Consider the following 24,659-nt stretch of genomic DNA (forward strand, 5'->3'; position numbering starts at 1 on the left):
TTTGTAGCGCGATGAATCGATTGGCCTGATCGAATGCGCCGATCACCGGGCGATGGATTGTGCGATTGCGTCGATGAGATGCGATCTGTCTGTTACGCTTAAAACGAAATCACAGCTTCCCCGATGGCATCCCATACTTGGCCCAGTTGCTCTTCGGTTATGCAGTAAGGCGGCATCACGTAGACCGTATTCCCCAGCGGCCGCAGCAGCACCCCCCGGTCGCGGAAGAAGGTCATCAGGAGCGGAGCGAGATCGTCCATATAGCCGCCTTCTCCGCGCGTTTTCAGATCCAGGGCGGCGATCGTGCCGCATTGACGCGGATTGTCGAAGTGGCAGAAGCGGCCCAGTTTCTCCAGCCAGGCGGATTGGCGGGCCGCGAGCGTGGCGATCCGGTCCAGCACCGGTTCTTCCCGCCAGATCGCCAGATTGGCGCCGGCCGCCGCGCAGGCGATGGGATTGGCAGTATAACTGGAGGAGTGGAAGAACATCCGCGCCCGGTCCGCCGACCAATGAGCCTGAAAGACGGGTTCGCTCGCCATGGTGACGGCGAGCGGTACGGCGCCGCCGGTCAATCCCTTGGAAAGGCACAGGATGTCTGGCACGACGCCGGCCTGGTCGCAGGCGAGCAGAGTGCCGGTGCGGCCCCAGCCGGTCATCACTTCGTCAGCAATGAACAGCACGCCGTGGCGCTGGCAGATCGCGTGCATGGCGGCCAGGGTTTCCGCGCCGTACATCAGCATGCCTCCGGCGCCGAGCACGAGAGGCTCCACGATCAGCGCGGCGGTCTGGCGCGCCTTGCAGAAGCTCTCCAGCGCATCCAGCGTGGCTTGCTCCGCACCGGGATGGGGGAAGGGGATGCGGGCCACATCGAACAGCAGGGGCTCGTAAGGGCGATTGAACACGCCGCGCGCGCCCACGGACATCGCGCCGATGGTATCGCCGTGATAGCTTTGTTCCATCACCACGATGCGGTGGCGCGGCTCGTTTCGGCCATGCCAGTAACCGAGCGCCATTTTCAGCGCGACTTCCACGCTGGTGGAGCCGGAATCGGAGAAGAACACCCTGGTCAGGCTCTCCGGCATGATCGCGCGCAGGTTTCGCGCTACATCCTCCGCCGGCTCGTGAGTCCAGCCCGCGAAGATGATCTGGTCCAGCTTTTGCGCCTGCTGTGCGATGGCGGCCATGATGCGCGGGTGGCAATGACCGTGCGTGGTCACCCACCAGGAAGAGATCGCGTCGACGAAGGGCTCGGCGTCTGCTGTGTGCAGCAGCGCCCCTTCGGCGCGGGCGATGAGCGGGATCGGCTCCCCGAGGCCGTGCTGCGTGAAGGGGTGCCAGATGGACGAGCCGTGATCGAAGGTGTTCATGGCGCGAAATCCTCCAACCGGAAATTCGCCGCGAAGGCGACCCGCAGCGCTTCGGGCGTCAGCGGCGCAAGCATCGGCAGACGGCCGAGCCGGTGGACTTCGCCCATGGCGCAGATCGTCGCCTCGCTGTCCTCATTCGCATCACCCACGAAGGCCACGCCCAGCATTGATACGCCGCGTCGCCGCAGAGCCTCGATCGATAACAGCGAATGATTGATGGTGCCCAGCGTCGTGCGGGCCACCAGCACCACAGGCGCCTGCCACTGTGCGAACTGGTCGGCATAAGTGATCTGACGAGTTAGAGGCACCAGCACGCCGCCGGCCCCCTCGATTACCAGCGGTCCATCGACTTGCGGGAGAGCGAGGCGAGCCGGATCAAGGACGACGCTGTCGATTTCCGCCGCCAGATGGGGCGAGCAGGGGGTGGTAAGGCGATAAGCTTCGGAAAGCATGTGATCGCTGGGTAATCCTGCCAGGCGCGCGACTCGCTCCGCGTCCGTGCCGTCCGCCTCGACCCCTGCCTGCACCGGTTTCCAGTAGTGCGCGCTCAACGCGCCCGCCAGCGCGGCGGCGAAGACGGTTTTGCCGATCCCGGTGTCCGTGCCGGTGACGATGATGGTGCGCCCGGTCATGGCCTTCACCTAGCGCGGCGCAAATGACAGGTCACCACTTCGTACGTCACTTCGCATCCGTTTCGGTCAAACGTGGCCATCACCCGGCGCAAGGCGCGCGGCGAAAGTGGGCGGTGCGCGGGATCGGCCGTGCCCGCGCCGATTGCCTTCACCGCACGCAGAAAAGCGCGCGCGTCGACATGGCGTTCGATCACGTTCTCCACGATCAATGCTTCTGGACCGAGTGCGCTGAATGCATCGACGGGCGCGAAGGAGGGTGTGCCGGCGGAAAGCCCCTCGGCCGCGTGAGCCGCCCTCCATTCCGCGAAACTACCTGGGCCAAGCGTTGAAACCAGGCAGTGTCCACCAGGCGCGAGCCATCCGGCCATCCGGTGCAGGGCCGCGGGCGCGTCGTCGAACCACTGCAGCGCCAGGCTGGAGCAGATCAGATCGAAGGAGCCTTCAGTCACGACGCCTCGCTCTCCATCGAGCACGGCGAAGCGGCGACCGGGCTTTTCTCCCAAACGTTCGCGGCATCGGTCGACCATTTCGGGGGCGATGTCCGTGACCAGCCATTCGCCGCCGATCCCGCGTGCGAGGAGCGCCTCAGTCAAAAAGCCTGTGCCGCAGCCGATCTCCAGCACACGCGGCGCAGGGGGCAGGGGAAGCGCGGCGATGCGATCGGCAAGCCTCTTTGCGACCCGGCGCTGGACAAGGGCGTGCCGATCATATTCGCGCGCGCCGGCAAAAGCGCGCGCGATCTTGCGCCGCCCCTCCGTCACGCCAATGTTTCCATGGCGCCGCGCACCGCCTGCGCGCAGAGTTCGGGCGCTTCAAGGGGTAGCAGGTGACCGGCCGCCTCGTGAAGCAGCCTGCGCACGTCGCAGCCGGAAAACACCGTGCCGCGCATGTCAGGCGGAAGGATCGGGTCGCGCCCGCCGTGCAAGGCAATCACCGGCACGCGGGGCAGGGGCGGCTGGGCATCGCGCAGGCGCAGCAGGTCGGCATGGAGCGGTGTGACTGAAATCTCCCCGAACGGTTCCTGGCAACCGCAAGCTTGGCGAAAGTCGGCCAGCACGTGGCTCGGATGCTCATCGAACCGGCGCAACATGCGATCCACCACGCGCAAGGGTACGCCCGGCTTGCCGGGGAACGCGGTAAAGCGCTCAAAGCCGTTGATCGCTACGATCCCGGCAAGCCTGGCGGGCGGATTGGCAAGCACGCGCATCGTGCCGAAGCTATGCGTAACGGCCAGGCATGGTTCTTCGATTTCGGGTCGGTCGGGCACGCCGAAATAGCCCCGGTCGTCGATCTCGCACGGCCATTGGGAGAGCAGTGCTGCAAGCGGCTGCCAGAAGTGCCGGTCGAAACCCCAGCCATGCGCGAACAGCAGTTTCATCGCGCGGCCTTGATGGCCGCCAGCAAGCCATCGACATCCGCTTCGGTGTGGCTGGCGCGCAAGACCAGGCGCAAGCGGCTAGTGCCTGCCGGTACTGTCGGGGGGCGGATGGCCGCGGCAAGAAAGCCCGCCGCTTCAAGCCTGACGGAGAGTGCCAGCGCATCCCTTTCCGGGCCGATCACCGCGGGTACGATCTGAGTCGAGGAGGCCCCGTGGTCGAATCCCAGCGCGCCAAGCCCCGCCCGCAAGCGTTCCCCCAGCGCCGCCAGATGCACGCGCTCGGCCTCCATTCCCGGCACGAGATCGAGCGCCGCGTCAATAGCGCCCAGCACTGCGGGTGGCGGCGCGGTGCTGAAGATGAAGCCGCTCGCCGCGTTGACGAGGTAATCGATCAGCACGCGCGATCCCGCGACATAAGCGCCGAAGCCGCCCAGCGCCTTGCTGAAGGTGCCCATGACAAGGTCGATCTTGCCTTCGACCTCCGCGATCAGACCGCGGCCGCCGGGGCCGAGCACGCCTGTCGCATGTGCCTCGTCAACGAATAGCGCTGCGTCGTAACGCTCAGCCAAAGCGGCAAGGCGGGACAGATCGGCGCGGTCGCCATCCATGGAGAACACGCTTTCCGTCAGGATCAGCCGCGCGGGAGCCGCCGTGCCCTTCTCCGCCAGCAGTACTTCCAAGTGATCGAGATCGTTGTGGCGAAAGCGGTGCTGCCGAACGCCGGCCATGGCGAGCCCGGCGTGCATGCTGGCGTGGATTAGCCGGTCCGCAAACACCGCGACGCCCGGCATCGCCGCCAGCAGCGCGGGAATGATCGTGGCGTTGGCTTGCCAGCCGCTGGCGAAGATCAGTGCGGCCTCAGTTCTCTTGAACGCGGCGATCTTTGCCTCAAGTTCGAGATGCGCGTCGCTCGTACCCGTCACCAGGCGCGACGCGCCCGAGCCGGCGCCGTAACGAGCAGTCCATTCGCGCGCGCGCGCAACCAGCAGCGGGTGACCGGCAAGGCCAAGATAATCGTTGCTGGAAAAATCGACCAGCTCGCGCCCCTCACGCAGAACGCGTCCGCCCGGAGCCAGCGCTGTCGCACGCAGGGCGCGCCGCTGGCCGGCGCGCTCGATCCGCGCCAGGGCGGCCTCAAGAAGGGAATCAAGCCGGCTCATCGCCGCAGCCGGTATGGCATGGCGCGCGTCTGCACAATGGCTGAGCTTGGTTTGGGAATGTCGCGTACCTTTATGCGCGTCGCCGGAGCGTCAGTCTTATGATAGCATGCCAAGCCGTCTCGTTCTCGAGACACTCGCCGCCAGGGCTTTGCGAATGATCTTTGTTCTGGATCAAGGTCGTCGCACTCCTGAGAGCGATAGGAGAGGGTGAGCCGCGGCGAAAAGGGACTGGCGTGAACGCCGGTTGGCGCGGCAGGGGATGGCTGAGGCATGGCGCGCGAAAGGTCCAATCACAGCGACAGAGTGCTTGATATCGTCCAGTCAGGCAGTGCTGCCGCGCTTTCGGCGGTGGCCGCGTCCTGGTGCCGCTCGGCCCTGCGCCATGGGTTGGACCCGGCGGGGGCCCGTCCCGGTGCGCGCATAAGTCAAGGTGAGCTTGCGGCGCTGCGCGATGCCAATGGCGAGTTGCTGGCGGTGGCCGCGCCGGTGCTGGACACTCTATTGGGTTCCGTGGGGCGGACGGGCGCTTGCGTGATCCTTTCCGATGTGGACGGAGTCGTGCTGGAAGCCTGCTCCGGCATTGCAGAGGCGGGCTTGTACGATGCGGTGGGCCTGGCGGCGGGGGGCCTGTGGAGCGAGGCGGCGGAAGGCACTAACGGGATCGGCACTTGCCTGGTTGAACAGCGGCCGGTGACGATCCTGCGTAACGAACACTTCGCCAGCCGCAATATCGGCGTTTCCTGCATGGACGCTCCGATCTTCGATCCCGACGGTCGGCTGGTCGCGGCGCTTGATGTTTCCAGCGCGCGGCCGGATCATGATGATGCGATGGCCGCGTTGATCGCAGCGCTGGTGCAGGATGCGGCACGCGCGATCGAGCGCGACTATTTCTGCCGCCGCTTCGCACAGGCGCGGATCGTACTAGCTGGAGAGAGCCGTAGCAGCGGACCTTCGCTGCTGGCGGTGGATCGCGACGACCTGGTCATCGGCGCGACCCGCACGGCCAGAAAGCAGCTTGGTTTCGGCGGGGACACCACCCTTGCGCCCCGTCCGCTGGCGGACGTGCTGGGTCAGGACGGGCCGGGCGGCTTCGAGGATGGCGAACGCACGGTGCTGCGCCAGGCCCTAGCCCGTTCAGGCGGCAACGTCGCCGCAGCTGCCCGCCTGCTGGGGATCGGCCGCGCGACGATGTACCGGCGCATGGAAAGGGCGGGAATGAGCGGCGTGCATTAAGAACCGGCGGGCAGCGCGCGCTTCTGCCTATACATGCTCGCCTTCGTCGCCCGGCATCGCTAGGTTTGGACTGACATGTCCCGCAAAGCCTCGCTCCCCACTCTCGGCCGTTTGAATGCCAAGGTTATCCAGGCCCGGATGGCCGCTGTTGTCGGCGCCGTGCTGCTCAGCCTCGTGGCTATAGCGTTCACGCGCAGCGGTGAACTGGCCCAACACCTTTTCTTCAGGTTGGATCATGCCCATCCCGGCCTGGCGCTGATCCTGACTCCGTGCGTCTTCGCAGGCGTTGCATTCGCGACGCGGCGCTGGTTTCCCGTGGCGCGCGGCTCCGGCATTCCGCAAGTCATGGCGGCGGTCGAAAAGCCGGACGAGAAGGGCTATGGCCCGCTGATATCGTTAAGGACAGCCGCAGCCAAATATGTGGGGACCATAGCCATGTTGCTGGTCGGTGGATCGGTGGGGCGAGAAGGGCCGACTGTTCAGATCAGCGCCGCCATTGTTGCCGCAATTCATCGCTTGTTCAAAGTTCCGATCACGAACGGCGTGATTATCGCGGGCGGTGCGGCGGGCATTGCCGCCGCCTTTAACACGCCGTTGGCCGGAGTGGCATTTGCCATAGAGGAACTGGCGGCCGCCTTCGAACAGCGGGTAGCGGTGTTCGTAATGGCGGCGGTAATGATCTCTGGTCTGGTAAGCTTGGGTCTGGACGGAGACTATATCTATTTCGGCATGGTCACGCAAAGCCTGCCGTTGCGCGCGATGCTGCTGGTGGCGCCGCTCGCGGGCGTGCTGGGCGGATTGGTGGGCGGCATTTTTGCACGCGCGCTGGTGTCTTTGGCATGGTCGCGCCATCCGGCTGTGGTGACGCTTCGCGCGCATCCGATCCTTCTCGCCTTCGGTTGCGGGATGGTCGTCGCCCTGGTCGGCGTGCTCAGCAAAGGCACGAGCTGGGGAACCGGATATGAAACGACCCGCATGCTGCTGTCAGGCGACACGGCGTCTCTGACCTTCGGGCCATTCAAGTTCGCGGCGACGCTGGCGACCGCCATCAGCGGCGCTCCAGGAGGTATTTTCGCACCCTCCCTGTCAGTAGGAGCAGGGCTTGGCCAACTGATCGCGCAGATGTTTCCGAGAGATGCGGCCGGCGCGATCGTGCTGTTGGGCATGATCGGCTATTTCGCGGGTGTGGTGCGAGCTCCTCTCACCGCGGTCATCATCATGACGGAAATGACTGCGGCGCGCAGCATGATCCTTCCTCTTTTCGCGACGGCCCTGCTCGCCGATTGGGTGAGCGCTGCCATTTGTCCGCAGAAGCTGTATCACGCGCTTTCCCGGCAGTTCTGACAAAAAAGGTAGCAAGGGACGCCGGGTTCTCTCAAAATCGCTTGCCGCAAGGTCTATCGCGGTGTTGTCTCGGCATTGAGACAATCCGGGCTCCTTCGTCCCGGCTCCCCCCTCCATGGGCGCGAACGAATCGCGCATGTCTGATCCGGAAGACGGACACGATGGTCCGCCCGAAGTGAGAGGATCGAGAAATGGACATGGTGGTATCCGAGCGCGCCGGTGCTCTGCAGACGCCTTTCGCCAAGACCTACGACAACTTTATCGGTGGCCGCTGGGTTGCCCCCCAGGCGGGCCGTTACTTTGACAATGTATCGCCGATCACCGGCAAGCCGGTGTGCCAAGTCGCGCGTTCCGACGCCGACGATGTGGAGCTGGCGCTCGATGCCGCGCACGCCGCCAAGGATGCTTGGGGTCGCACCAGCCCGGCGGAGCGTGCGCTGATCCTCAACCGCATTGCCGATCGCATGGAAGAGAACCTGGGCAAGCTGGCGCTGGCGGAGACCTGGGACAACGGCAAGCCGATCCGCGAGACGACCGCGGCGGACATCCCGCTGGCCATCGATCACTTCCGTTATTTCGCCGGCTGTATTCGGTCGCAGGAAGGCTCCATCGGTGAGATCGACCATGACACGATGGCCTATCACATCCACGAGCCGCTGGGGGTGGTCGGTCAGATCATTCCATGGAACTTCCCGCTGTTGATGGCCGCGTGGAAACTGGCGCCAGCGCTTGCTGCCGGCAATTGCGTGGTGCTCAAGCCTGCGGAGCAGACCCCGGCCTCCATCATGGTCTTGATGGAGGTGGCGGGCGATCTCTTGCCGCCGGGCGTGCTCAATGTGGTCAACGGTTTCGGGCTGGAAGCGGGCAAGCCACTCGCCAGTTCCAAGCGCATCGCCAAGATCGCCTTTACCGGCGAGACCACCACCGGCAAGCTCATCATGCAATATGCCAGCGAGAACCTGATCCCGGTGACGCTGGAGCTGGGCGGCAAGAGCCCGAACATTTTCTTCGCCGATGTACTGAACGAGGACGACGACTTCCTTGACAAGGCGATCGAGGGTTTCGTGATGTTCGCGCTTAACCAGGGGGAGGTCTGCACGTGTCCCAGCCGGGCGCTGATCCAGGAATCGATCTACGACAAGTTCATGGAACGCGCGTTGAAGCGCGTGGCGGCGATCAAGCAGGGCAGCCCGCTGGACCTGGAAACGATGATCGGCGCGCAGGCGTCAGCCGAGCAGCAGGACAAGATCCTGCGCTATCTCGACATCGGCCGCAACGAAGGGGCCGAAGTGCTGATCGGCGGCCATGCCGCGCAGATGAGCGGGGAACTGGCGGGCGGCTATTACATCCAGCCGACTGTGTTCAAGGGGCACAACAAGATGCGGATCTTCCAGGAGGAAATTTTCGGACCGGTGGTTTCCACCACGACCTTCAAGGACGCCGATGAGGCGCTTGCCATCGCCAATGATACCCAGTTCGGCCTTGGAGCGGGCGTCTGGAGCCGCGACATCAATACCTGCTATCGTTTCGGCCGGGCGATCCAGGCGGGGCGCGTGTGGACGAACTGTTATCACGCCTATCCCGCTCATGCGGCCTTCGGCGGATACAAGCAGTCCGGCATCGGGCGCGAAACGCACAAGATGATGCTTGACCATTATCAGCAGACAAAGAACCTGCTGGTCAGCTACAGCCCGAAGAAGCTGGGCTTCTTCTAAGGGCGCCTGCGTCCGGCGCGGGTAGCCGCGCTCTCTCCTCACTCGCCCGCGCCGGACGTTTCTCTCAAGCCTCCAACAAACACCTCAAAAGCAAATAAGGCGCGGGCCGCGCGAAGGTCTGACGCCGACAGGGAAGAATTACCTGATGAGAATGACCATTCTGGCGGCGGTGGCCGCCTGCACGATGCCGCCCGCTGCCGTCATGGCGCAGGACGCCGCCAATTATCACGACAAGACTCCGGCGGCCGAACCGCAAACGACCGTTTCGGACAGCCCCAAGCTCAGCTTCGGTCTGTCCGCCGCCACGGATTACGTCTGGCGCGGCGTCAGCCAGTCTGCCAATCACGCGGCGGTCTTCGCCACGGCGAACGTGGCCTACAAGGGGTTCTATGCCGGCGCGGGCACCGAGAATGTCGATTTTCTCGGGATCGACCAGGAATACGACTTGTGGGGCGGCTATGTCCTCAACCTGGGCGCGGCAAAGGTCGATGCAGGCTTCGTGCGATACGGTTACGTCGATTCGCCCGTGAAGATCGATACGCTGGAAGGCAAGCTGGCGCTGACAGTGCCGGTCAGCAAGGGATCGGTGACCGCCTCAGCCTATTACACCGGCGATTATTTCGGTTCCGGCAATCCAGCGCTCTATGCTGAGCTTTCGGGCAATTATCCGCTGATCGACAAGCTGAGCGTCCATGCTGCCGTCGGCCATCAGCAGATCAGCCATGTATCCGGGGATTATACCACTTGGAATGCGCGGCTTTCCTACCGGGTGCTGTCAGGTGCAACGGCTTCGGCAGGTTATTATGACACCGACCGCGCGAAAAACCGTCTCAGCCGCGCGCGGGTAGTTGGGTCGCTGGCGATCAGCTTCTGAATGCAGATCGCTGGGGAAGAGGGGCGGAGGCAGCCGATGCCGCCGCCCCATCTTTGCATCAATACATATGCTGGCCGCCGTTGATGCTCATCGTCGATCCGGTGACGAAGGCCGCGTTTTCGGAGCAGAGGAAAGCGCAGCCGCGTGCGATCTCGTAAGCGTGGCCAAGGCGGCCGACCGGAATCTTTGCGACGATTTTCTCAAGCACCGGCCCCGGCACGGCGGCGACCATGTCGGTATCGATATAACCCGGCGCTATGGCGTTTACAGTCACTCCGTATTTCGCGCCTTCCTGCGCCAGCGCTTTGGTGAAGCCGTGAATGCCGGACTTGGCGGCGGCATAATTCACTTGGCCATACTGGCCGGCCTGGCCGTTGATCGAGCCGATATTGACGATGCGGCCCCAGCCGCGGTCGCGCATGCCGGAAAAAGTCGCCTTGGCCATGTTGAAGCAGCCGCCAAGATTGATGCGCATGACCTCGTTCCAGTCATCGAAGCTCATCTTGTGCAGCACGCCGTCGCGAGTAATGCCGGCATTGTTGATGACGATGTCGACCGGACCTACTTCGGCGGCCACCCGCTCGCACCCGTCCAGGCATGCCTCATGGTCACCGACATCCCACTTGTAGGCAGGGATGCCCGTCTTCTCCATGAAGGCTCGAGCCTTCTCTTCGTTTCCAGCGTAATTCGCGACGACACTGTGGCCTCGATCCTTCAGTGCCAGCGAGATGGCTTCACCGATACCCCTGGTCCCACCGGTAACAATTGCAACGCGTGCCATGACAAGCCTTTCGCTAGTGTGCATCCGCGGCGCAGGCTAGGAAATGCAAGGTCCTTGAGCAAGGTGGACGGGCCACGGTTCGACGCAGCCAGCAAGAAATCGCGGTTGCTGATTGCGCAACCACAGTTGCCTAAATCAGAAACGGAACTGCGTGCCTACGTAGACCGCCTGGCTATCCTGCCTACCGTCCGTCAGCGGGGACAGGCGTTCGCGTTCCTGGGAATAGCGGACACCGGCGGTAACATCGAGATTCTCCGTCACGCGGTAGGCGCCGCTCAGGTCCACCTCGCCCGCCGGATCTCCAGCGAAAGTGCGCGGAGCCCGCCCGGCGGCGCGCTTCTCGTCAAGTGAAAGGCGCGTGCTGAACCGCGAATTGGCGTTGTCGGGCGCGCCGGGTTGGAGGCTGAACTTTCTGATGTCAGGCATTTCCGCCAGCGGGCGGCTGGGGGCCTGCGGGACAAGATCCTGTGCGAAGTTCTGATAACCCCGCGAAACGCCCAGGTTGAAGGCAGCGGGGGAGAAGCGCAGTCGTCCCGGCTCGCCCGTGCTCTGCGCGATCTGCGAACTGTTGTGCACGATGATCGCCTTCGCCGCCTCTGGATCGACGCGAACGGCAACGGTGACCGAACGATCCGTTCGATTGGGAGTGCCGGCCGGCGTGAACGGAAAGGGTTGCCCCTTGGCCAATGATCGCATGGCGATCACCCGCGCGAGGTTTTCCGGCGACCCCTCCGGATCCAGCGAATCGAGACGATTGGGCGGCGCTGACAGCGAGGAGAAGCTGGCAGCGGAAAAGGCGAGCACGGCGCTGGGCAGCGCAAGCACGCCCACGCTCGCGGCGAGCATCGCTCCTGCCTTCATACTGCCTCTCGACGCAATTCCGCGCTCCGAAACCATTGTCAGCCCTGTTGCCTGTTTGTCTGCCCGCCAGCACGTTCGCCCGGCCAAATCCAGCCTGGCCCGGCATACTCGCGAGACGATATTAACACAGCCTGATCGCACGGGGGAGAGGCTAACCACTGGCCTGCGCCCCTTCCCGCGACTCGGTTCAGCAGCGGTTTAGCCGGGAATGGCGAGGAACGCGCACTTGCCGCCGGTGCAACGGCGGTTATAGAGGCGTTTGATGGCAGGCTCCGGTTCCCGGCGCATGCCGGCCAAGACAGGAACTGGGAACGACAATGACAGGCACCACCGATACCGGCCTTTTCACCGCTCGCTCGCTGGTGACGGCGGCCCTTTGCGGCGTGGCGGCGCTCGCGCTGGCCGGCTGCGGCGGCAAGAAGAAGCACGTGGCAGCCGCCATGGCGCCCTCGCAGGTGACCACGATCGGTGTGAACAGCTACCTCTGGCGGGCCAGCCTTGATACGCTTTCGTTCATGCCGCTGGTCCAGTCGGACAGCGCGGGCGGCGTCATCATCACGGATTGGTATGCCAACCCGAAGAACCCCGGCGAACGGGTGAAGGTCTCGGTCATGATCCTTGACCAGGATTTGCGCGCCGATGCGCTGAAAGTGACGGCGGTGCGCGAGGTGGCGCAGGGCGGCGGCTGGGCCGCGGCGCCGGTGCAGGCTGCCACCGTGCAGAAGCTGGAAGATATCATCCTGACGCGCGCGCGTGACTTGCGCCGCAATTCCATGGGCGGTTGATCGCCAGCGCGGTTGATCTATTTCGCGGGCGGCCGCACCCAACGACAGAGTCGGCCCGCAGGAGACAAGACAGACATGACCGAGCGGTTCGATCCGGCTCAGGCAGACACGCGCTGGCAAGCGGCGTGGGACGAGGCGCAGTGCTTCAAGGCTGATGATGCGAGCGCGAAGCCGCGCAGCTATGTCCTGGAGATGTTCCCATATCCGTCAGGGCGCATCCACATCGGCCACGTGCGCAATTATACGATGGGCGATGTGCTGGCGCGCTACAAGCGGATGAAGGGCTTCGAAGTGCTTCACCCGATGGGCTGGGATGCCTTCGGCATGCCTGCCGAGAACGCGGCGATGGAAAAGGGCGTTCATCCCGGCGGTTGGACGCGCCAGAACATCGCCAACATGAAGGCGCAGTTGAAGCGCCTGGGCTTCGCGCTGGACTGGAGCCGAGAGGTCGCCACGTGCGATCCGGAATATTACGGCCACGAACAGGCGCTGTTCCTCGATCTTTATGAGGGCGGGCTCGTCTATCGCAAGGAATCGGCAGTCAACTGGGACCCGATCGACCAGACGGTGCTCGCCAACGAACAGGTGATCGACGGGCGCGGCTGGCGCTCCGGAGCGCTCGTGGAGAAGCGCAAGCTGAGCCAGTGGTTCCTCAAAATCACGGACTTTGCCGAGGAACTGCTTGAAGGGCTCTCCACGCTGGAGAAGTGGCCGGAGAAAGTCCGGACCATGCAGGAGAACTGGATCGGCAAGAGCCAAGGCTTGCAGTTTCGCTTCGCGCTGTCGAACGGCGAGGAACTGGATGTTTACACCACCCGGCCCGACACGATCTTCGGCGCCAGCTTCGTTGCGGTCGCCGCCGATCACCCGGTCGCACAGGCGGTGGCCATGGCCAATTGCGACGCGGCGAAGTTCATCGACTTGTGCAAACAGGGCGGCACCACCGCCGCCGAGCTGGAGACGGCGGAGAAGCTGGGCTTCGATACCGGCCTTGGCGCGAAGCATCCCATGACGGGCGAATACCTGCCGGTCTTCATCGCCAATTTCGTCCTGATGGACTACGGCACCGGCGCGATCATGGCGGTGCCGGGCCACGATCAGCGCGACTTTGAGTTCGCCAGCAAGTACGGCCTGCCGATCAAGCGGGTGATCGCCGCCAGCGTCAAGGAAGCGGACAAGCCCTTCGAGGGTGAAGCGGAGGCCGGAGACGGCGTATGCGTCAATTCGGGCTTCATCACCGGAATGACCGTTGCCGAGGGCAAAGCTGCCGTCATCGACCGCGCTGAAAGCCAGGGCTGGGGCGAAGGAAAAACCGTGTGGCGCCTGCGCGACTGGGGCGTTTCGCGCCAGCGCTACTGGGGCACGCCGATCCCGTTCATTCACTGCGAGATCTGCGGCGTTGTCCCGGTGCCGAAAAAGCAGCTTCCGGTGACCCTGCCTGAGGACGTCGATTTCTCAGTGCCCGGCAACCCGCTGGCCCGTCATCCCACATGGAAGCATGTCGATTGCCCGCAATGCGGCAAGCCGGCGCGGCGCGAGACGGACACGCTCGATACCTTCGTCGATTCTTCGTGGTACTTCCTACGCTTTGCCAGCCAGCCGGACGACAGACCGTTCGATCCCGCGCGGATTCGCGAATGGCTGCCTGTGGAGCAATATATCGGCGGCATCGAGCACGCGATCCTGCACTTGCTTTACGCCCGGTTCTGGACCCGCGCGCTCGCCCGCATCGGCAAGATCGAAGTGAAGGAGCCTTTCGCCAGCCTGTTCACGCAAGGCATGGTCACGCACGAGACTTACGAACGGAAGAATCCCGAGAACGGACAGCCGATCTTCTTCTCACCCGGCGAGGTCGAACGCTCCGCCGAAGGTGCGACGCTCAAGGCCGATGGCGCGCCGGTAGCAATCGGCCGCGTCATCAAGATGTCGAAGTCGAAGAAGAACGTCGTCGATCCGGATGAGATCGTCGCGACTTACGGCGCCGACGCGATCCGCTGGTTCATGCTCTCCGACAGCCCGCCCGAGCGTGATCTGCCCTGGTCGGAAGCGGGGATCGAGGGCTGCGCGCGCTACGTCCAGCGCCTGTGGCGCTTGTTCGGCCAGTACGATGCGGCAGCGGAAGGTGAGGACAAGGCGGTCGACCGCAAGGCGCATCAGACCGTTGCGGCGGTGGCCGAGGACATCGAATCGCTGGGCTTCAACAAGGCCGTTGCGCGTATTTACGAACTGACCGGCGTGATCGAGAAGGCAGCGCCTTCCGCCAGCCGTTCGGACGCGATCCGCACGCTTTTGCTGCTTGTTTCGCCGATGATGCCGCACTTGGCGGAAGAAGCCTTTACCGCCTTCGGGGCGGGCCTGATCGCCAATGCCGCCTGGCCGCCGGTCGATCCGGCGCTCTTGGTGGATGACGAGGTCACCATTGCCATCCAGGTCAAAGGGAAGCTGCGCGACACCGTGACGGTCGCCAAGGGCACCGGCAAAGAGGAGCTTGAGGCGCTTGCCCTTGCCAGCGAGAAAGTGCAGCGTGCTCTCGATGGAGCCGAAGTGCGCAAGGTGATCGTAGTGCCTGACCGTCTGGTGAATCTCGTCGCGTGAGGCGACCGCTCGTCCTTGCAGGAGCCTTGATGCTCGTGACGCCGATGCTTGCAGGCTGTGGTCTTCACCCGATGTATGCGGGCGGCGGCAACGGCGCGGTCGCGCGGGGGCTGGCTGACGTCCAGGTTTCGGCGATCGAAGGGCGCGCGGGATGGCTGGTCCGCAATGCCCTGGTGGACGAACTGGGTTCCGGCAAAGGCGGCACCGCGCCACGTTATCGGTTGGACGTGCGGCTTGACGACAAGCTTGAGGGTTTCGCCCTGCTGTCGAACGACACCATCGGCCGGGAGCGGCGCACCTTGCGGGCACGCTATCAGCTTGTGAACGTTTCAAGCGGCGAAGTCGTGCTTGACGCCACTGCCGGGTCGGACGCCGGCATTGATGTGGTCTCTTCCGACTATGCGACGATTGCTGCTGAACAGACGGCGCTGGAAAACCTCTCGAAGGATGTGGCCAGTCGCATCGTCACCAGCGTTGCCCTGCGCCTGCGCGGCGACACGGTTCAGTGACGGCGGCACGATATGGAAGGCGTTCGCTGTCCCGCCCTGAACGGGATGACGGACAGGACTGAAATCGAGGCCCCGCGTCCATGAAGGCCACTCAAAAGGACTTCGCCGGTCTTGCCGAACGGGCCGCCCGGCAGGCGCGGGTCTTCTTCTTCTGTGGGCCGGATGAGGCGGGCGCGAATGATGCGGCGGCGCGGATCGTTTCGCTTCTGCCCGAGGCCGGCGAACGGGTGGAGCTTGCGGGCGCTGACTTGCGCAAGGACCCGGTGCGGCTGGGCGACGAGGCGCGTTCCAGCTCGCTGTTCGGGTTCGCGCGCCACATATGGGTTCGCGCGCAGGGTGATGAGGCGCACGATGCCGTGCAAATCCTGTTGGAGAACGCGGTCCAGGCGTGCCCGGTGCTGATCGTCGCTACAGGGGCGACAGACAAATCGCGCACGGCCAAGCTTATCGCCGAACGGGATGGGCTGGTCGCGACGTTCTATCCCCCGGACTTGGGCGCGGTGACCGCATCGGTGCGGACGATGGCCAATGGCGCCGGTCTCAAGATGGGCAGTGAGATCGCCGAAAGGATCGCGAGAGCTTCCGGTCTTGATACCCGGCTTGCCCGTTCCGAAGTGACCAAGTTGGCGCTTTATCTTGATGCGAGCCCGGAGGCGCCCAGGCCGGTTTCGACGGCAGACCTCGACGCGGTGAGCGCCAAGACCGAGGATGACGATTTCGGGCCGCTGGTCGATGCTGTGCTCGGCGGGAAGCGCGAGGCGGTCGGGCCTGAGCTGAGGCGCATGCGCGAGCTTGGGATCAACCCGGTCGGCCTGCTGTTGGCATTCGAGCGTCGGAGCGCTCAACTCGCCGCGCTTAACGCGCGCTTGGGGCACGATCCGGATGTCAGTGCTTTCCTCAAGGCCGAAGCCGGCGCAAGGCGCATTTTCTGGAAAGATCAGCCGGCGCTGACGGCCCAGCTCAAAATCTGGCGCGGGCAGCGGCTGGAACGGCTGGCGGCCCGGCTGATCTCATTGCATCAGGCACTGCTGACCAATAGCCAGGATGCGGAACTGCTTCTGTCGGAAGGGTTGCTTACCATTGCAAGGATCGCCATCGGCGCCGCCCGGCCATCGTTTCGGTCTTGATCGCCGGTCTTGGATCAAGGCGGGAATACGTGTTTTCAGTCCTTCTTTGGAACCGTGAAAGTACCTGATACGCGCCCGCCGGATGCCGAAGAGACGCCGCTCTTGAGATCCATCACGAAGCGGCCACCGTGCAAGGTGTCACCATTGCCGCGCTTGAGCGAGGCATTTCCCGTCATGGTGATGATCCTCTGGTTGAAATCGTAAACTCCGACGTCACCGGTCGCCAGTTCGTCGTTCCGGGTCACGACCACCCCGCCGCTCGCAGTGATGCGTTGGATCTGAAGCGATCCGGCATTTGTGAAGTTGACTACGGTCTGTGCGGCGCGCAGCCGCAACTCGCCTTGACGCACATCGACATTGCCGGACAGGACGACGCGATTCTGCTTGTCCTGCAATTCAATCCGATCCGCCGAATAGTCGACCGGCGCATTGGTATCGTGCCCCGAAAAAACTTGAGCGGCCAGGCGCGGGGCGGCGGCAAAGGCGGTGGCGCCAACGAGCAGGACTGCAGCGGCAGCACGAAAGGGCAGGCGGCGCGGATGACGCAGCGTCATTTGGGTATCCTCATCTTCCCTGGGGTCATGTGCAGCCGGGCATTGCCATTCAGAACCACAGTACGGTTTTCCAGGTCGGCCGTCATCGTTCCGGCGCTGAACGTGCCTGTGGGCACAGTGCCCTGAACGCCGCCGGAGCCGACCGCGACTTTCCGTTTGACGTCCACCGAAACGTTGCTTGTCGTCATCCGGTAGCCATCAGGTGCGGAGAACTGCACCGGACCGGAGACGGCGATGTTTTCGGCATCGTAATTGTAGGCCCCGCGCGGGGCCTGAAGGCGGGCGGGACCATCATTGAGGCTCATCTGCGCGGAAAGATCGAGCATCTGGACCACCGGGACGTCTGCCGATTGCTGCACAGCGGTGCCGGCCGTCACCACAAAATCGCGGCCGCGATTATCCTGCCCTTTGTAAGCGGCGTCACTCACCTTGATGCGCTCGTTCGTCACCGCGACCTTGTGGCGATCAAGCAGGAAGCTGATCTCGCCGCGGGGCGACAATGGGACCAGGATCATGATCGCGGCGATCACGCCGATGCCGGCCGGAAGCGCCTTCGCCAGAAAGCCCACCAGCCGATCATGCGAACCGCCCGGCGTGGCGAAGTGCCGGCGGCGATTGCGGATCTGGATGGCTTTCACCGACATGATCGATCAGGCTCCGGCGTGATGCACGGCCAAGGCGGCTTCAGGCGGCTTCGTGGCTGAAGATGTCGTGGTCCGGCCAACCGGCAAGGTCAAGCTGCGCGCGCGCCGGAAGGAAGGCGAAACACGCCTCGGCAAGCCCGGTGCGTTTCTCGCGGGCGAGGCGTTCCACCAGGATTTCGTGCATGGCATGAAGATAACGCACGTCCGAAGCGGCATAATCCTTTTGCGCATCGCTAAGTTCCGGCGCGCCCCAGTCGCTGGATTGCTGTTGTTTGGACACTTCCTTGCCCAGCAGTTCACGCACCAGGTCTTTCAGACCATGGCGATCGGTGTAAGTGCGCACCAGCTTGCTGGCGATCTTGGTGCAGAACACCGGCGCGGCCATTATCCCCAGGTAATGCTGGATCGCCGCAAGGTCGAACCGGGCAAAGTGATAGAGTTTCAGCCGCTGCGGATCGCCCAGCACCGCTTTCAGGTTTGACGCGGCATAGCTGCTGTCCGGCGCGAAGCGCACCAGATGCTCATCGCCCTGTCCGTCCGATATCTGAACCAGGCAAAGGCGATCGCGCGGGGTTATCAATCCCATCGTCTCGGTATCGATGGCGACGGGTCCCGGCGCGAGGACGCCCTCGGGGAGATCTTCTTCGTGGAGATAGACAGCCATGGTTCGAAAATGCTTAGGGACTGGGCCGGTGTTTCGCAATGGGGGCGGGTCGGCGGCGCATGAATTTTGAGGGCGCAGGAATTTTCGGGCATGACTGAGGCAACAAGCGCACAGGCCGTTCCAACGAGCTGGCAGGCCGCACTGAACCCCGCACTTTCGACGGCGGAGGCACGCAGACTGGGCGGCTGGCTGAAGGCGGAAGAAGCGGCGGGGCGGCGGATCTACCCTCCGCGCGGAAACCGACTGCGCGCCCTGGAACTGACGCCGCTGGACGCGGTGAAGGTGGTGATCCTGGGCCAGGACCCTTATCATGGGCCGGGACAGGCGCATGGGCTGGCCTTTTCCGTGCTCGAGGGCGTGCGAGTTCCGCCTTCGCTGGTCAATATTTACAAGGAATTGGCGACCGATTGCGGGGTCGCCGCGCCGCTGCACGGCAATCTGGAGCATTGGGCGCGCCAGGGCGTGCTGCTGCTCAACAACTCGCTGACGGTGCAAGAAGGGCAGGCGGGTTCGCACCAGAACAAGGGCTGGGAGGCCATCACGGATGCCGCCGTTGCCGCTGTCGCCGCGAAGCAGGAGCCCTGCGTATTCCTGCTCTGGGGCAGCCATGCGCGCAAGAAGGCGGAACGCGTGGCGGGCCTGGCCAAGAGCCATCACCTGGTGCTGACCGCGCCGCACCCCAGCCCCTTGTCGGCGCATTCCGGCTTCTTCGGCTGCCGTCATTTCAGCCGGGCCAATGCGTTCCTGCGCGAGAATGGGCGAGGGGCGATCGACTGGTAGCGCAAACCCTCCTTCGGCGAAGTGTGAGAAGGGCCGGTTTTGCTGGTTGGGTATGCGGCCTGGGGGCTTTATGTCGAATTTAGGAGTTTCGCCATTATCGGCCGGCACGCCTCGATAGTCATGTGAATCGCGGTGCGCCTGATGGAGCGATCAGGCGAGAATCTGGATGCCATGCTTTTCAACAATCGACAGCAGCTTGAGCGCCGCGCCGCTTGGCTTCTTGGCTCCGGTTTCCCACTTCGCCACTGTGCTTTCGCTGGTGTTGAGATAGCGGGCAAAAACCGGCTGACTGACCTTGTTTCGCTCGCGCAACCGTTTGATTTCGTCCGGCGCGATCATTGGCGGCTTGGTCAGGCAGTTTTCATCGAAATGGCGCATCGTAGCTTTATCAATCGACCCGACACGATACATGCCAGCGGCGACGCTATGGATCGCCTCGAAGGCGTCGCTCTTGAACTTACCCTTGGCGGCCATTGCATATCTCCGTTATCTCGCGCGCTTCCAGTTCCCGCTCAATCTGATCGTCAGTCTTTTGGGCATAGAGATCAGCGAGATCGCGAAATGCCCGTAGTTCGGCATCATCGATGTTGGCGCGGTTCTTTTTGGCGAACAGATAAGTGTAAACCCAAAAGCGCCGCCCTTTTGCGAGAATGATGCTCCGATGCCTGTTCTTGTCGAGGCGCTTCTTGAACACGCCGCCACCAAGATCATCAGCCTGACCTTTTCGCACCGCGCGAATAGCCTCGCACAGTTCGTCATCTGTAATTCGTGCCTTCTGCGCCGCTTTTGCGAACCAGGCGGTCTTGAAGGTCCGCTCAGTTGCCTCGGCCTCATTCATGAGACGTAATGTGGCACTTAGTGCTATTTAATCAAGAGGGCTCTGTTTGCTGAAGGCTGGCAGCGGCGATCCCCCCTGCGTGACAATCGTTTGTTTTTCGCCAGGGTTCGCTTGCCAGGAAACGGCAGGCTCCTCACACTGATGTGAACCAAAACGAAAGGGCGCACCTTCCGGCGCGCCCCCGATCAAGCTTCCTGGCGATAACCTCAGCGCGGCAGTTCGCTTGCGCCCATTAGCGCCTCGTCGACGGAGCGGGCGCATTGGCGGCCTTCGCGAATCGCCCAGACGACCAGCGACTGGCCGCGCCGCATATCGCCGCAGGACCAGATCTTCTCGTCGCTGGTCTGGTATTTCTCGGTGTCGGCCTTCACGTTGCCGCGCGGGTCCAGTTCGACGCCGGACTGGTCAAGCATGCCGGCCTTACGCGGGCCAACGAAGCCCATGGCCAGCAGGATCAGGTCAGCCTGCAACGTGAACTCGCTGCCGGGCACCTCGTGCATCTTGCCGTCCTTCCACTCGACGCGCACGCATTCCAGGCCCTTCACGTCGTTATCGCCGACAACGCGCTTGGTCAGCACCGCCCAATCGCGCGTCGCACCTTCCTCATGGCTGGAGGACGTGCGCAGCTTGAGCGGCCAGAACGGCCAGGAGAGGCCCTTGTCCTCATGGACCGGTGGCTTGGGCATGATCTCCAGCTGCGTGACCGAAAGAGCGCCCTGACGGTTGGAGGTGCCGACGCAGTCCGAACCGGTGTCGCCGCCGCCGATGACGATGACGTGCTTGCCGGTGGCGGTGATCGATCCGCGCGGCGCGGCGCGCACTTCGTCGTCGCCGGCATTGCGCTTGTTCTGCTGCGTCAGAAATTCCATCGCGAAGCGCACGCCCGGCAGTTCGAAGCCGGGAATGTTGAGCGGCCGGGGATCTTCGGCCCCTCCTGAGAAGACCACCGCGTCGAAGTTCTCCTTGAGCGAAGCCACGGAGACCGAGACGCCGACCTCTACCGAGGTGCGAAATTCCACCCCTTCCGCCATCATCTGCACCATGCGGCGGTTGATGAGGTGCTTCTCCATCTTGAAGTCGGGGATGCCGTAACGCATCAGTCCGCCGACGCGGTCGTTCTTTTCGAACACCGTCACTGAATGACCGGCGCGGGCAAGCTGCTGAGCGCAGGCGAGGCCGGCGGGACCGGAGCCCACCACCGCCACGGACTTTCCGGTTTTCCGCGCCGGGACTTTCGGCTCGATCCAGCCTTCGGCCCAGCCCTTGTCGACGATCGCGCATTCGATCGACTTGATGGTGACCGGCTGGTCGACGATGTTTAGCGTACAGGCCGCCTCGCACGGGGCGGGGCAGATGCGGCCGGTGAACTCGGGGAAGTTGTTGGTCGAGTGGAGGACTTCCAGGGCATTCCTGAAGTCATCCTCATAGACGAGGTGGTTCCAGTCCGGGATGATGTTGTTGACCGGACAGCCGGTGTGGCAGTGCGGCACGCCGCAGTTCATGCAGCGTGACGCCTGACCCTTGAGCGTTTCGGCGGAGAGCGGAATGACAAATTCGCTGTAGTTCTTCAGTCGTTCGTCCACCGGACCGTAAGTGCGATCCTGACGGTCCAGTTCGAGGAAGCCGGTTTCCTTGCCCATGTAACGTAATACCTTCGAATTATTCAGCGGCCACGGAAGCGGCGTCCAGCCGCTCGGCCTCCAGTTGCCTGAGCGCCTTCGCATAATCGCGCGGCATCACCTTCACGAACTTGCCGATGGTGTTCGACCAGTCGTCCAGCAGCGCGCGGGCCCGGCGGGAGCCGGTGTGCAGGTGGTGGCGTTCAAGCAGGATGCGGATGCGTTCGGCGTCATGGCGCAGCATGTCGCCCATGCCCAGGTCATTGACGCCGTTGGTCCGCTGTTGCGGACGGCCGGCTCCTCCCAGTTCATCGGCGTCCTCGTCAGCCTCCGGAGAGACCTTGATGAGATCGACCATCGAGAGGTTGCACAGCTTGTCGAACTGGCCGTCCTCGTCAAAGACATAAGCGATGCCGCCGGACATGCCTGCCGCGAAGTTGCGGCCGGTCTTGCCCAGGACCATCACAACGCCGCCGGTCATGTATTCGCAGCCGTGATCGCCGCAGCCTTCGACCACCGCGATCGCGCCCGAGTTGCGAACCGCAAAGCGTTCGCCGCCGACGCCGTTGAAGAACGCCTCGCCCGAAATCGCGCCGTAAAGCACGGTGTTGCCGACGATGATATTCTTCAGTGGATCGCGGTTCACGTGAGTAGGCTGGCGCACGATCACGCGCCCGCCCGACAGGCCCTTGCCCACATAGTCATTGGCATCGCCGGTCAGGTCCATTGTAACGCCGTGAGCGAGCCAGGCGCCGAAACTCTGGCCGGCGACGCCTGTGAGCTTCACGTTGATCGTGTTGTCAGGCAGCCCCTCATGGCCGTGGCGCTTGGCCACTTCGCCTGAAAGCATCGCGCCGACCGTGCGATTGACGTTGATGATCGGCTTTTCGATCCGCACCGGCTGGCGATTCTCCAGCGCTTCAGCCGAGGCGGCGATGAGCTGGTTGTCCAGCGCGTTCTCAAGCCCGTGTTCCTGCCGCTGGCTCCAGTTCAGCGACGGGCTGTCGCCCTGCGGAGCCTGGTAGAGGATCCGGGACAGATCGACGCCCTTGGCCTTCCAGTGGGAGATCGCCTTCTTCATGTCGAGCCGGTCGACCCGGCCGACCATCTCACCGACCGTGCGGAAGCCCAGTTCGGCCATGATGGCGCGTAGTTCCTCGGCCACGAAGAAGAAGTAATTGATGACGTGCTCGGGCTGGCCGGTGAAGCGCGCGCGCAGCACCGGGTCCTGCGTAGCGACGCCGACCGGGCAGGTGTTGAGATGGCACTTGCGCATCATGATGCAGCCGGCCGCAATCAGCGGCGCGGTGGCAAAGCCGAACTCGTCAGCGCCGAGCAACGCGGCAATGGCCACGTCGCGCCCGGTGCGCAGGCCGCCGTCGGCCTGAACGCAGATGCGGCTGCGCAAATTGTTGAGCAGCAGCGTCTGCTGCGTCTCCGCCAGGCCGATTTCCCAGGGCGAGCCGGCATGCGTAAGCGATGTCAGCGGCGAAGCGCCGGTGCCGCCTTCGTAGCCGGAGATCGTCACATGGTCCGCGCGAGCCTTGGAGACGCCCGCGGCCACCGTACCGACTCCCACCTCGGACACCAGCTTGACCGAGATTCGCGCGCCGGTGTTCACGTTCTTGAGATCGTGAATGAGTTGGGCGAGATCCTCGATCGAGTAGATGTCGTGGTGCGGTGGCGGAGAAATCAGGCCGACGCCCGGCGTCGAATGCCGGGTCTTGCCGATGATCTTGTCGACTTTATGGCCGGGCAGCTGCCCGCCTTCGCCGGGCTTGGCGCCTTGGGCCATCTTGATCTGAATATCGTCGGCATTGACGAGATACTCTGTGGTCACGCCGAAACGCCCTGACGCGACCTGTTTGATGGCCGAGCGCATGGATGCGCCGTCCGGCAGGGGCGTGAAGCGCGTCGGATCCTCGCCGCCCTCGCCGGTGTTGGACTTGCCGCCGATCTTGTTCATCGCCAGCGCCAGCGTGGTGTGCGCTTCCCACGAGATCGAGCCATAGCTCATCGCGCCGGTAGCGAAGCGCTTGACGATCTCGCCGGCGGGCTCGACCTCTTCCAGCGGGATCGGCTTGGCCGCCGGCACCAATTCCATCAGCCCGCGAATGGTGAGCATCCGGGTGGACTGGTCATTGATGGTCTGGGCGAACTCCCGGTACTTGTCCGGAAGGTTCCCGCGGACGGCATGCTGAAGCAGACCGATGTTGGTGCTGGTCCAGGCATGTTCCTCGCCGCGCACACGGGCGCCGTACATGCCGCCCACGTCGAGCATGTTCGCGTAGATCGGGTTGTCGCCATAAGCCGCGATGTGGCGGCGGACGGCTTCCTCCGCGATCTCGCGCAGGCCGGCCCCTTCGATGGTGGTCGCGGTGCCGGTGAAATACTTATCGATGAAATGGCTCGACAAGCCGACCGCGTCGAAGATCTGCGCGCCGCAATAGGATTGATAGGTCGAGATGCCCATCTTGGACATGACCTTGCGGATGCCCTTGCCGATCGCGTAGACATAATTCTTGCGGGCCTGCTCGGCAGTGACCGGCAGGTTCTTGCGAACGCGGATGTCCTCGATCGTCTCGAACGCGACGTAGGGGTTGATCGCCTCCGCGCCGTAGCCCGCGAGCACGCAGAAGTGATGCACTTCGCGCGCTTCGCCGGTTTCAACGACAAGGCCGGTCTGCATGCGCAGGCCCTGACGCACCAGGTGATGGTGCACCGCCGCCGTGGCGAGCAAGGCGGGCATCGGAATGCGGCTCGGTCCCTGCGCGCGGTCGGACAGGATCAGGATGTTCTTGTCCGCCAGCACGGCCTCCGTCGCCGTCCAACACATTTCCTTGATCGCCAGTTCCAGCCCATCAGCGCCGGTGCTGGCATCCCAGGTGATATCGATCGTTTCGGTGCGGAAAGCACCATCGAGCGCAGCCTCGACCGAGCGGATCTTGGCCAGCCCCTCATCAGTCAGGATCGGCTGGCTTACTTCGAGGCGCTTGTGCGTGCCCGCATCGTGGCCAAGCAGGTTCGGGCGCGGGCCGATCATGGAAACCAGACTCATCACCAGTTCCTCGCGGATCGGGTCGATCGGCGGGTTAGTGACTTGTGCGAAGTTCTGCTTGAAATAGTCGTAAAGCAGGCGCGACTTGTTCGACAGCACCGGGATGGGCGTATCCGTGCCCATCGAGCCAATCGGATCATC

23 protein-coding genes are annotated in these 24,659 nt (G+C 63.8%); 9 read left to right on the forward strand and 14 right to left on the reverse strand.

Annotated features, from left to right (window positions below; genetic code table 11):
• Positions 1 to 98 precede the first annotated feature (98 nt).
• The 5 genes from V7D69_RS06265 to bioF are packed head-to-tail and all read right to left on the reverse strand — an operon-like array spanning position 99 to position 4,537.
• The gene (locus tag V7D69_RS06265) at positions 99 to 1,367 is read right to left on the reverse strand and encodes an adenosylmethionine--8-amino-7-oxononanoate transaminase (RefSeq protein WP_333605360.1); all 1,269 of its coding nucleotides are present in this window, start codon (positions 1,365 to 1,367) and stop codon (positions 99 to 101) included.
• Entirely contained in the window at positions 1,364 to 1,999 is a 636-nt protein-coding gene (gene bioD / locus V7D69_RS06270; protein ID WP_324062748.1) for a dethiobiotin synthase, read from the reverse strand. The genes V7D69_RS06265 and bioD overlap by 4 nt, the downstream gene beginning before the upstream one ends.
• Before the next feature lie 5 nt (positions 2,000 to 2,004).
• Positions 2,005 to 2,760, reverse strand: coding sequence for a methyltransferase domain-containing protein (locus tag V7D69_RS06275; protein WP_324062745.1), 756 nt, complete (start codon positions 2,758 to 2,760; stop codon positions 2,005 to 2,007).
• Positions 2,757 to 3,377, reverse strand: a complete 621-nt coding sequence (locus V7D69_RS06280; protein ID WP_324062743.1) for an alpha/beta fold hydrolase — start codon at positions 3,375 to 3,377, stop codon at positions 2,757 to 2,759. The genes V7D69_RS06275 and V7D69_RS06280 overlap by 4 nt, the downstream gene beginning before the upstream one ends.
• Positions 3,374 to 4,537 (reverse strand): 8-amino-7-oxononanoate synthase, encoded by a 1,164-nt coding sequence (bioF, locus tag V7D69_RS06285; RefSeq protein WP_333605361.1) that lies wholly within the window; start codon positions 4,535 to 4,537, stop codon positions 3,374 to 3,376. The genes V7D69_RS06280 and bioF overlap by 4 nt, the downstream gene beginning before the upstream one ends.
• A gap of 270 nt (positions 4,538 to 4,807) precedes the next feature.
• On the opposite strand from bioF, the gene V7D69_RS06290 reads away from it, so the two are divergent.
• From V7D69_RS06290 to V7D69_RS06305, 4 genes are all read left to right on the forward strand, one after another.
• Positions 4,808 to 5,770 carry a GAF domain-containing protein gene (locus V7D69_RS06290; protein WP_324062739.1) on the forward strand — a complete coding sequence of 321 codons (963 nt, stop codon included), beginning with the start codon at positions 4,808 to 4,810 and terminating at the stop codon, positions 5,768 to 5,770.
• Between the two features lie 75 nt (positions 5,771 to 5,845).
• Complete coding sequence (locus V7D69_RS06295; RefSeq protein ID WP_324062737.1) at positions 5,846 to 7,114, forward strand: chloride channel protein; 1,269 nt, start codon at positions 5,846 to 5,848, stop codon at positions 7,112 to 7,114.
• A 197-nt stretch (positions 7,115 to 7,311) separates the two neighbouring features.
• Entirely contained in the window at positions 7,312 to 8,829 is a 1,518-nt protein-coding gene (gene adh, locus V7D69_RS06300; RefSeq protein WP_414690964.1) for an aldehyde dehydrogenase, read from the forward strand.
• Positions 8,830 to 8,974: 145 nt separating this feature from the next.
• Positions 8,975 to 9,703: a TorF family putative porin gene (locus tag V7D69_RS06305; protein WP_324062734.1), complete on the forward strand. Its 729-nt coding sequence runs from the start codon at positions 8,975 to 8,977 to the stop codon at positions 9,701 to 9,703.
• A 58-nt stretch (positions 9,704 to 9,761) separates the two neighbouring features.
• On the opposite strand, the gene phbB is transcribed toward V7D69_RS06305, so the two are convergent.
• Together phbB and V7D69_RS06315 are read right to left on the reverse strand one after the other, a co-directional pair.
• Positions 9,762 to 10,484 (reverse strand): acetoacetyl-CoA reductase, encoded by a 723-nt coding sequence (phbB, locus tag V7D69_RS06310; protein ID WP_324062732.1) that lies wholly within the window; start codon positions 10,482 to 10,484, stop codon positions 9,762 to 9,764.
• Between the two features lie 135 nt (positions 10,485 to 10,619).
• On the reverse strand, positions 10,620 to 11,330 hold the full coding sequence (locus V7D69_RS06315) for a hypothetical protein (RefSeq protein WP_324062730.1): 711 nt from the start codon (positions 11,328 to 11,330) through the stop codon (positions 10,620 to 10,622).
• Positions 11,331 to 11,662: 332 nt separating this feature from the next.
• Here V7D69_RS06315 and V7D69_RS06320 point away from each other — a divergent pair, with 332 nt between their 5' ends.
• The 4 genes from V7D69_RS06320 (at position 11,663) to holA (ending at position 16,361) form a co-directional block, all read left to right on the forward strand.
• A complete protein-coding gene (locus V7D69_RS06320) occupies positions 11,663 to 12,130 on the forward strand; it encodes a DUF3576 domain-containing protein (RefSeq protein ID WP_324062728.1) in 468 nt (155 codons plus the stop codon).
• Between the two features lie 75 nt (positions 12,131 to 12,205).
• The gene (gene leuS, locus V7D69_RS06325) at positions 12,206 to 14,725 is read left to right on the forward strand and encodes a leucine--tRNA ligase (RefSeq protein WP_333605362.1); all 2,520 of its coding nucleotides are present in this window, start codon (positions 12,206 to 12,208) and stop codon (positions 14,723 to 14,725) included.
• 29 nt (positions 14,726 to 14,754) lie between these two features.
• The gene (gene lptE, locus V7D69_RS06330; RefSeq protein ID WP_324062724.1) at positions 14,755 to 15,234 is read left to right on the forward strand and encodes an LPS assembly lipoprotein LptE; all 480 of its coding nucleotides are present in this window, start codon (positions 14,755 to 14,757) and stop codon (positions 15,232 to 15,234) included.
• Positions 15,235 to 15,314: 80 nt separating this feature from the next.
• A complete protein-coding gene (gene holA / locus V7D69_RS06335; RefSeq protein ID WP_324062722.1) occupies positions 15,315 to 16,361 on the forward strand; it encodes a DNA polymerase III subunit delta in 1,047 nt (348 codons plus the stop codon).
• A gap of 35 nt (positions 16,362 to 16,396) precedes the next feature.
• Here holA and V7D69_RS06340 read toward each other — a convergent pair whose 3' ends face one another.
• Genes V7D69_RS06340 through V7D69_RS06350 form a run of 3 tightly spaced genes read right to left on the reverse strand, consistent with a single transcriptional unit; the run spans position 16,397 to position 18,223 of the window.
• Complete coding sequence (locus tag V7D69_RS06340; protein WP_324062721.1) at positions 16,397 to 16,915, reverse strand: LptA/OstA family protein; 519 nt, start codon at positions 16,913 to 16,915, stop codon at positions 16,397 to 16,399.
• On the reverse strand, positions 16,912 to 17,559 hold the full coding sequence (gene lptC / locus V7D69_RS06345) for an LPS export ABC transporter periplasmic protein LptC (RefSeq protein WP_324062719.1): 648 nt from the start codon (positions 17,557 to 17,559) through the stop codon (positions 16,912 to 16,914). The genes V7D69_RS06340 and lptC overlap by 4 nt, the downstream gene beginning before the upstream one ends.
• A 40-nt stretch (positions 17,560 to 17,599) precedes the next feature.
• Positions 17,600 to 18,223 carry a ribonuclease D gene (locus V7D69_RS06350; protein WP_324062717.1) on the reverse strand — a complete coding sequence of 208 codons (624 nt, stop codon included), beginning with the start codon at positions 18,221 to 18,223 and terminating at the stop codon, positions 17,600 to 17,602.
• A 90-nt stretch (positions 18,224 to 18,313) separates the two neighbouring features.
• On the opposite strand from V7D69_RS06350, the gene ung reads away from it, so the two are divergent.
• A complete protein-coding gene (ung, locus tag V7D69_RS06355; protein ID WP_324062715.1) occupies positions 18,314 to 19,003 on the forward strand; it encodes a uracil-DNA glycosylase in 690 nt (229 codons plus the stop codon).
• 150 nt (positions 19,004 to 19,153) lie between these two features.
• Here ung and V7D69_RS06360 read toward each other — a convergent pair whose 3' ends face one another.
• The 4 genes from V7D69_RS06360 to gltB form a co-directional block, all read right to left on the reverse strand.
• On the reverse strand, positions 19,154 to 19,477 hold the full coding sequence (locus tag V7D69_RS06360) for a helix-turn-helix domain-containing protein (RefSeq protein ID WP_324062714.1): 324 nt from the start codon (positions 19,475 to 19,477) through the stop codon (positions 19,154 to 19,156).
• Positions 19,461 to 19,841: a type II toxin-antitoxin system RelE/ParE family toxin gene (locus V7D69_RS06365; RefSeq protein WP_333605363.1), complete on the reverse strand. Its 381-nt coding sequence runs from the start codon at positions 19,839 to 19,841 to the stop codon at positions 19,461 to 19,463. Before V7D69_RS06365 ends, V7D69_RS06360 begins: the two co-directional genes overlap by 17 nt.
• A gap of 206 nt (positions 19,842 to 20,047) precedes the next feature.
• Complete coding sequence (locus tag V7D69_RS06370; RefSeq protein ID WP_324061304.1) at positions 20,048 to 21,481, reverse strand: glutamate synthase subunit beta; 1,434 nt, start codon at positions 21,479 to 21,481, stop codon at positions 20,048 to 20,050.
• Between the two features lie 19 nt (positions 21,482 to 21,500).
• The coding region (gene gltB, locus V7D69_RS06375) for a glutamate synthase large subunit (RefSeq protein ID WP_333605364.1) at positions 21,501 to 24,659 on the reverse strand (3,159 nt) is incomplete at its 5' end.

The sequence above is a fragment of the Novosphingobium sp. genome, assembly GCF_036733805.1.
GTDB lineage: Bacteria > Pseudomonadota > Alphaproteobacteria > Sphingomonadales > Sphingomonadaceae > Novosphingobium.

Bases quoted from the DNA above. Each gene is read 5' to 3' on its own strand.
- V7D69_RS06265 (WP_333605360.1), bottom strand. From the start codon at position 1,367: ATGAACACCTTCGATCACGGCTCGTCCATCTGGCACCCCTTCACGCAG.
- bioD (WP_324062748.1), bottom strand. From the start codon at position 1,999: ATGACCGGGCGCACCATCATCGTCACCGGCACGGACACCGGGATCGGC.
- V7D69_RS06280 (WP_324062743.1), bottom strand. From the start codon at position 3,377: ATGAAACTGCTGTTCGCGCATGGCTGGGGTTTCGACCGGCACTTCTGG.
- bioF (WP_333605361.1), bottom strand. From the start codon at position 4,537: ATGAGCCGGCTTGATTCCCTTCTTGAGGCCGCCCTGGCGCGGATCGAG.
- V7D69_RS06290 (WP_324062739.1), top strand. From the start codon at position 4,808: ATGGCGCGCGAAAGGTCCAATCACAGCGACAGAGTGCTTGATATCGTC.
- V7D69_RS06295 (WP_324062737.1), top strand. From the start codon at position 5,846: ATGTCCCGCAAAGCCTCGCTCCCCACTCTCGGCCGTTTGAATGCCAAG.
- adh (WP_414690964.1), top strand. From the start codon at position 7,312: ATGGTGGTATCCGAGCGCGCCGGTGCTCTGCAGACGCCTTTCGCCAAG.
- V7D69_RS06305 (WP_324062734.1), top strand. From the start codon at position 8,975: ATGAGAATGACCATTCTGGCGGCGGTGGCCGCCTGCACGATGCCGCCC.
- phbB (WP_324062732.1), bottom strand. From the start codon at position 10,484: ATGGCACGCGTTGCAATTGTTACCGGTGGGACCAGGGGTATCGGTGAA.
- V7D69_RS06315 (WP_324062730.1), bottom strand. From the start codon at position 11,330: ATGCTCGCCGCGAGCGTGGGCGTGCTTGCGCTGCCCAGCGCCGTGCTC.
- V7D69_RS06320 (WP_324062728.1), top strand. From the start codon at position 11,663: ATGACAGGCACCACCGATACCGGCCTTTTCACCGCTCGCTCGCTGGTG.
- leuS (WP_333605362.1), top strand. From the start codon at position 12,206: ATGACCGAGCGGTTCGATCCGGCTCAGGCAGACACGCGCTGGCAAGCG.
- lptE (WP_324062724.1), top strand. From the start codon at position 14,755: ATGCTCGTGACGCCGATGCTTGCAGGCTGTGGTCTTCACCCGATGTAT.
- holA (WP_324062722.1), top strand. From the start codon at position 15,315: ATGAAGGCCACTCAAAAGGACTTCGCCGGTCTTGCCGAACGGGCCGCC.
- V7D69_RS06340 (WP_324062721.1), bottom strand. From the start codon at position 16,915: ATGACGCTGCGTCATCCGCGCCGCCTGCCCTTTCGTGCTGCCGCTGCA.
- lptC (WP_324062719.1), bottom strand. From the start codon at position 17,559: ATGTCGGTGAAAGCCATCCAGATCCGCAATCGCCGCCGGCACTTCGCC.
- V7D69_RS06350 (WP_324062717.1), bottom strand. From the start codon at position 18,223: ATGGCTGTCTATCTCCACGAAGAAGATCTCCCCGAGGGCGTCCTCGCG.
- ung (WP_324062715.1), top strand. From the start codon at position 18,314: ATGACTGAGGCAACAAGCGCACAGGCCGTTCCAACGAGCTGGCAGGCC.
- V7D69_RS06360 (WP_324062714.1), bottom strand. From the start codon at position 19,477: ATGGCCGCCAAGGGTAAGTTCAAGAGCGACGCCTTCGAGGCGATCCAT.
- V7D69_RS06365 (WP_333605363.1), bottom strand. From the start codon at position 19,841: ATGAATGAGGCCGAGGCAACTGAGCGGACCTTCAAGACCGCCTGGTTC.
- V7D69_RS06370 (WP_324061304.1), bottom strand. From the start codon at position 21,481: ATGGGCAAGGAAACCGGCTTCCTCGAACTGGACCGTCAGGATCGCACT.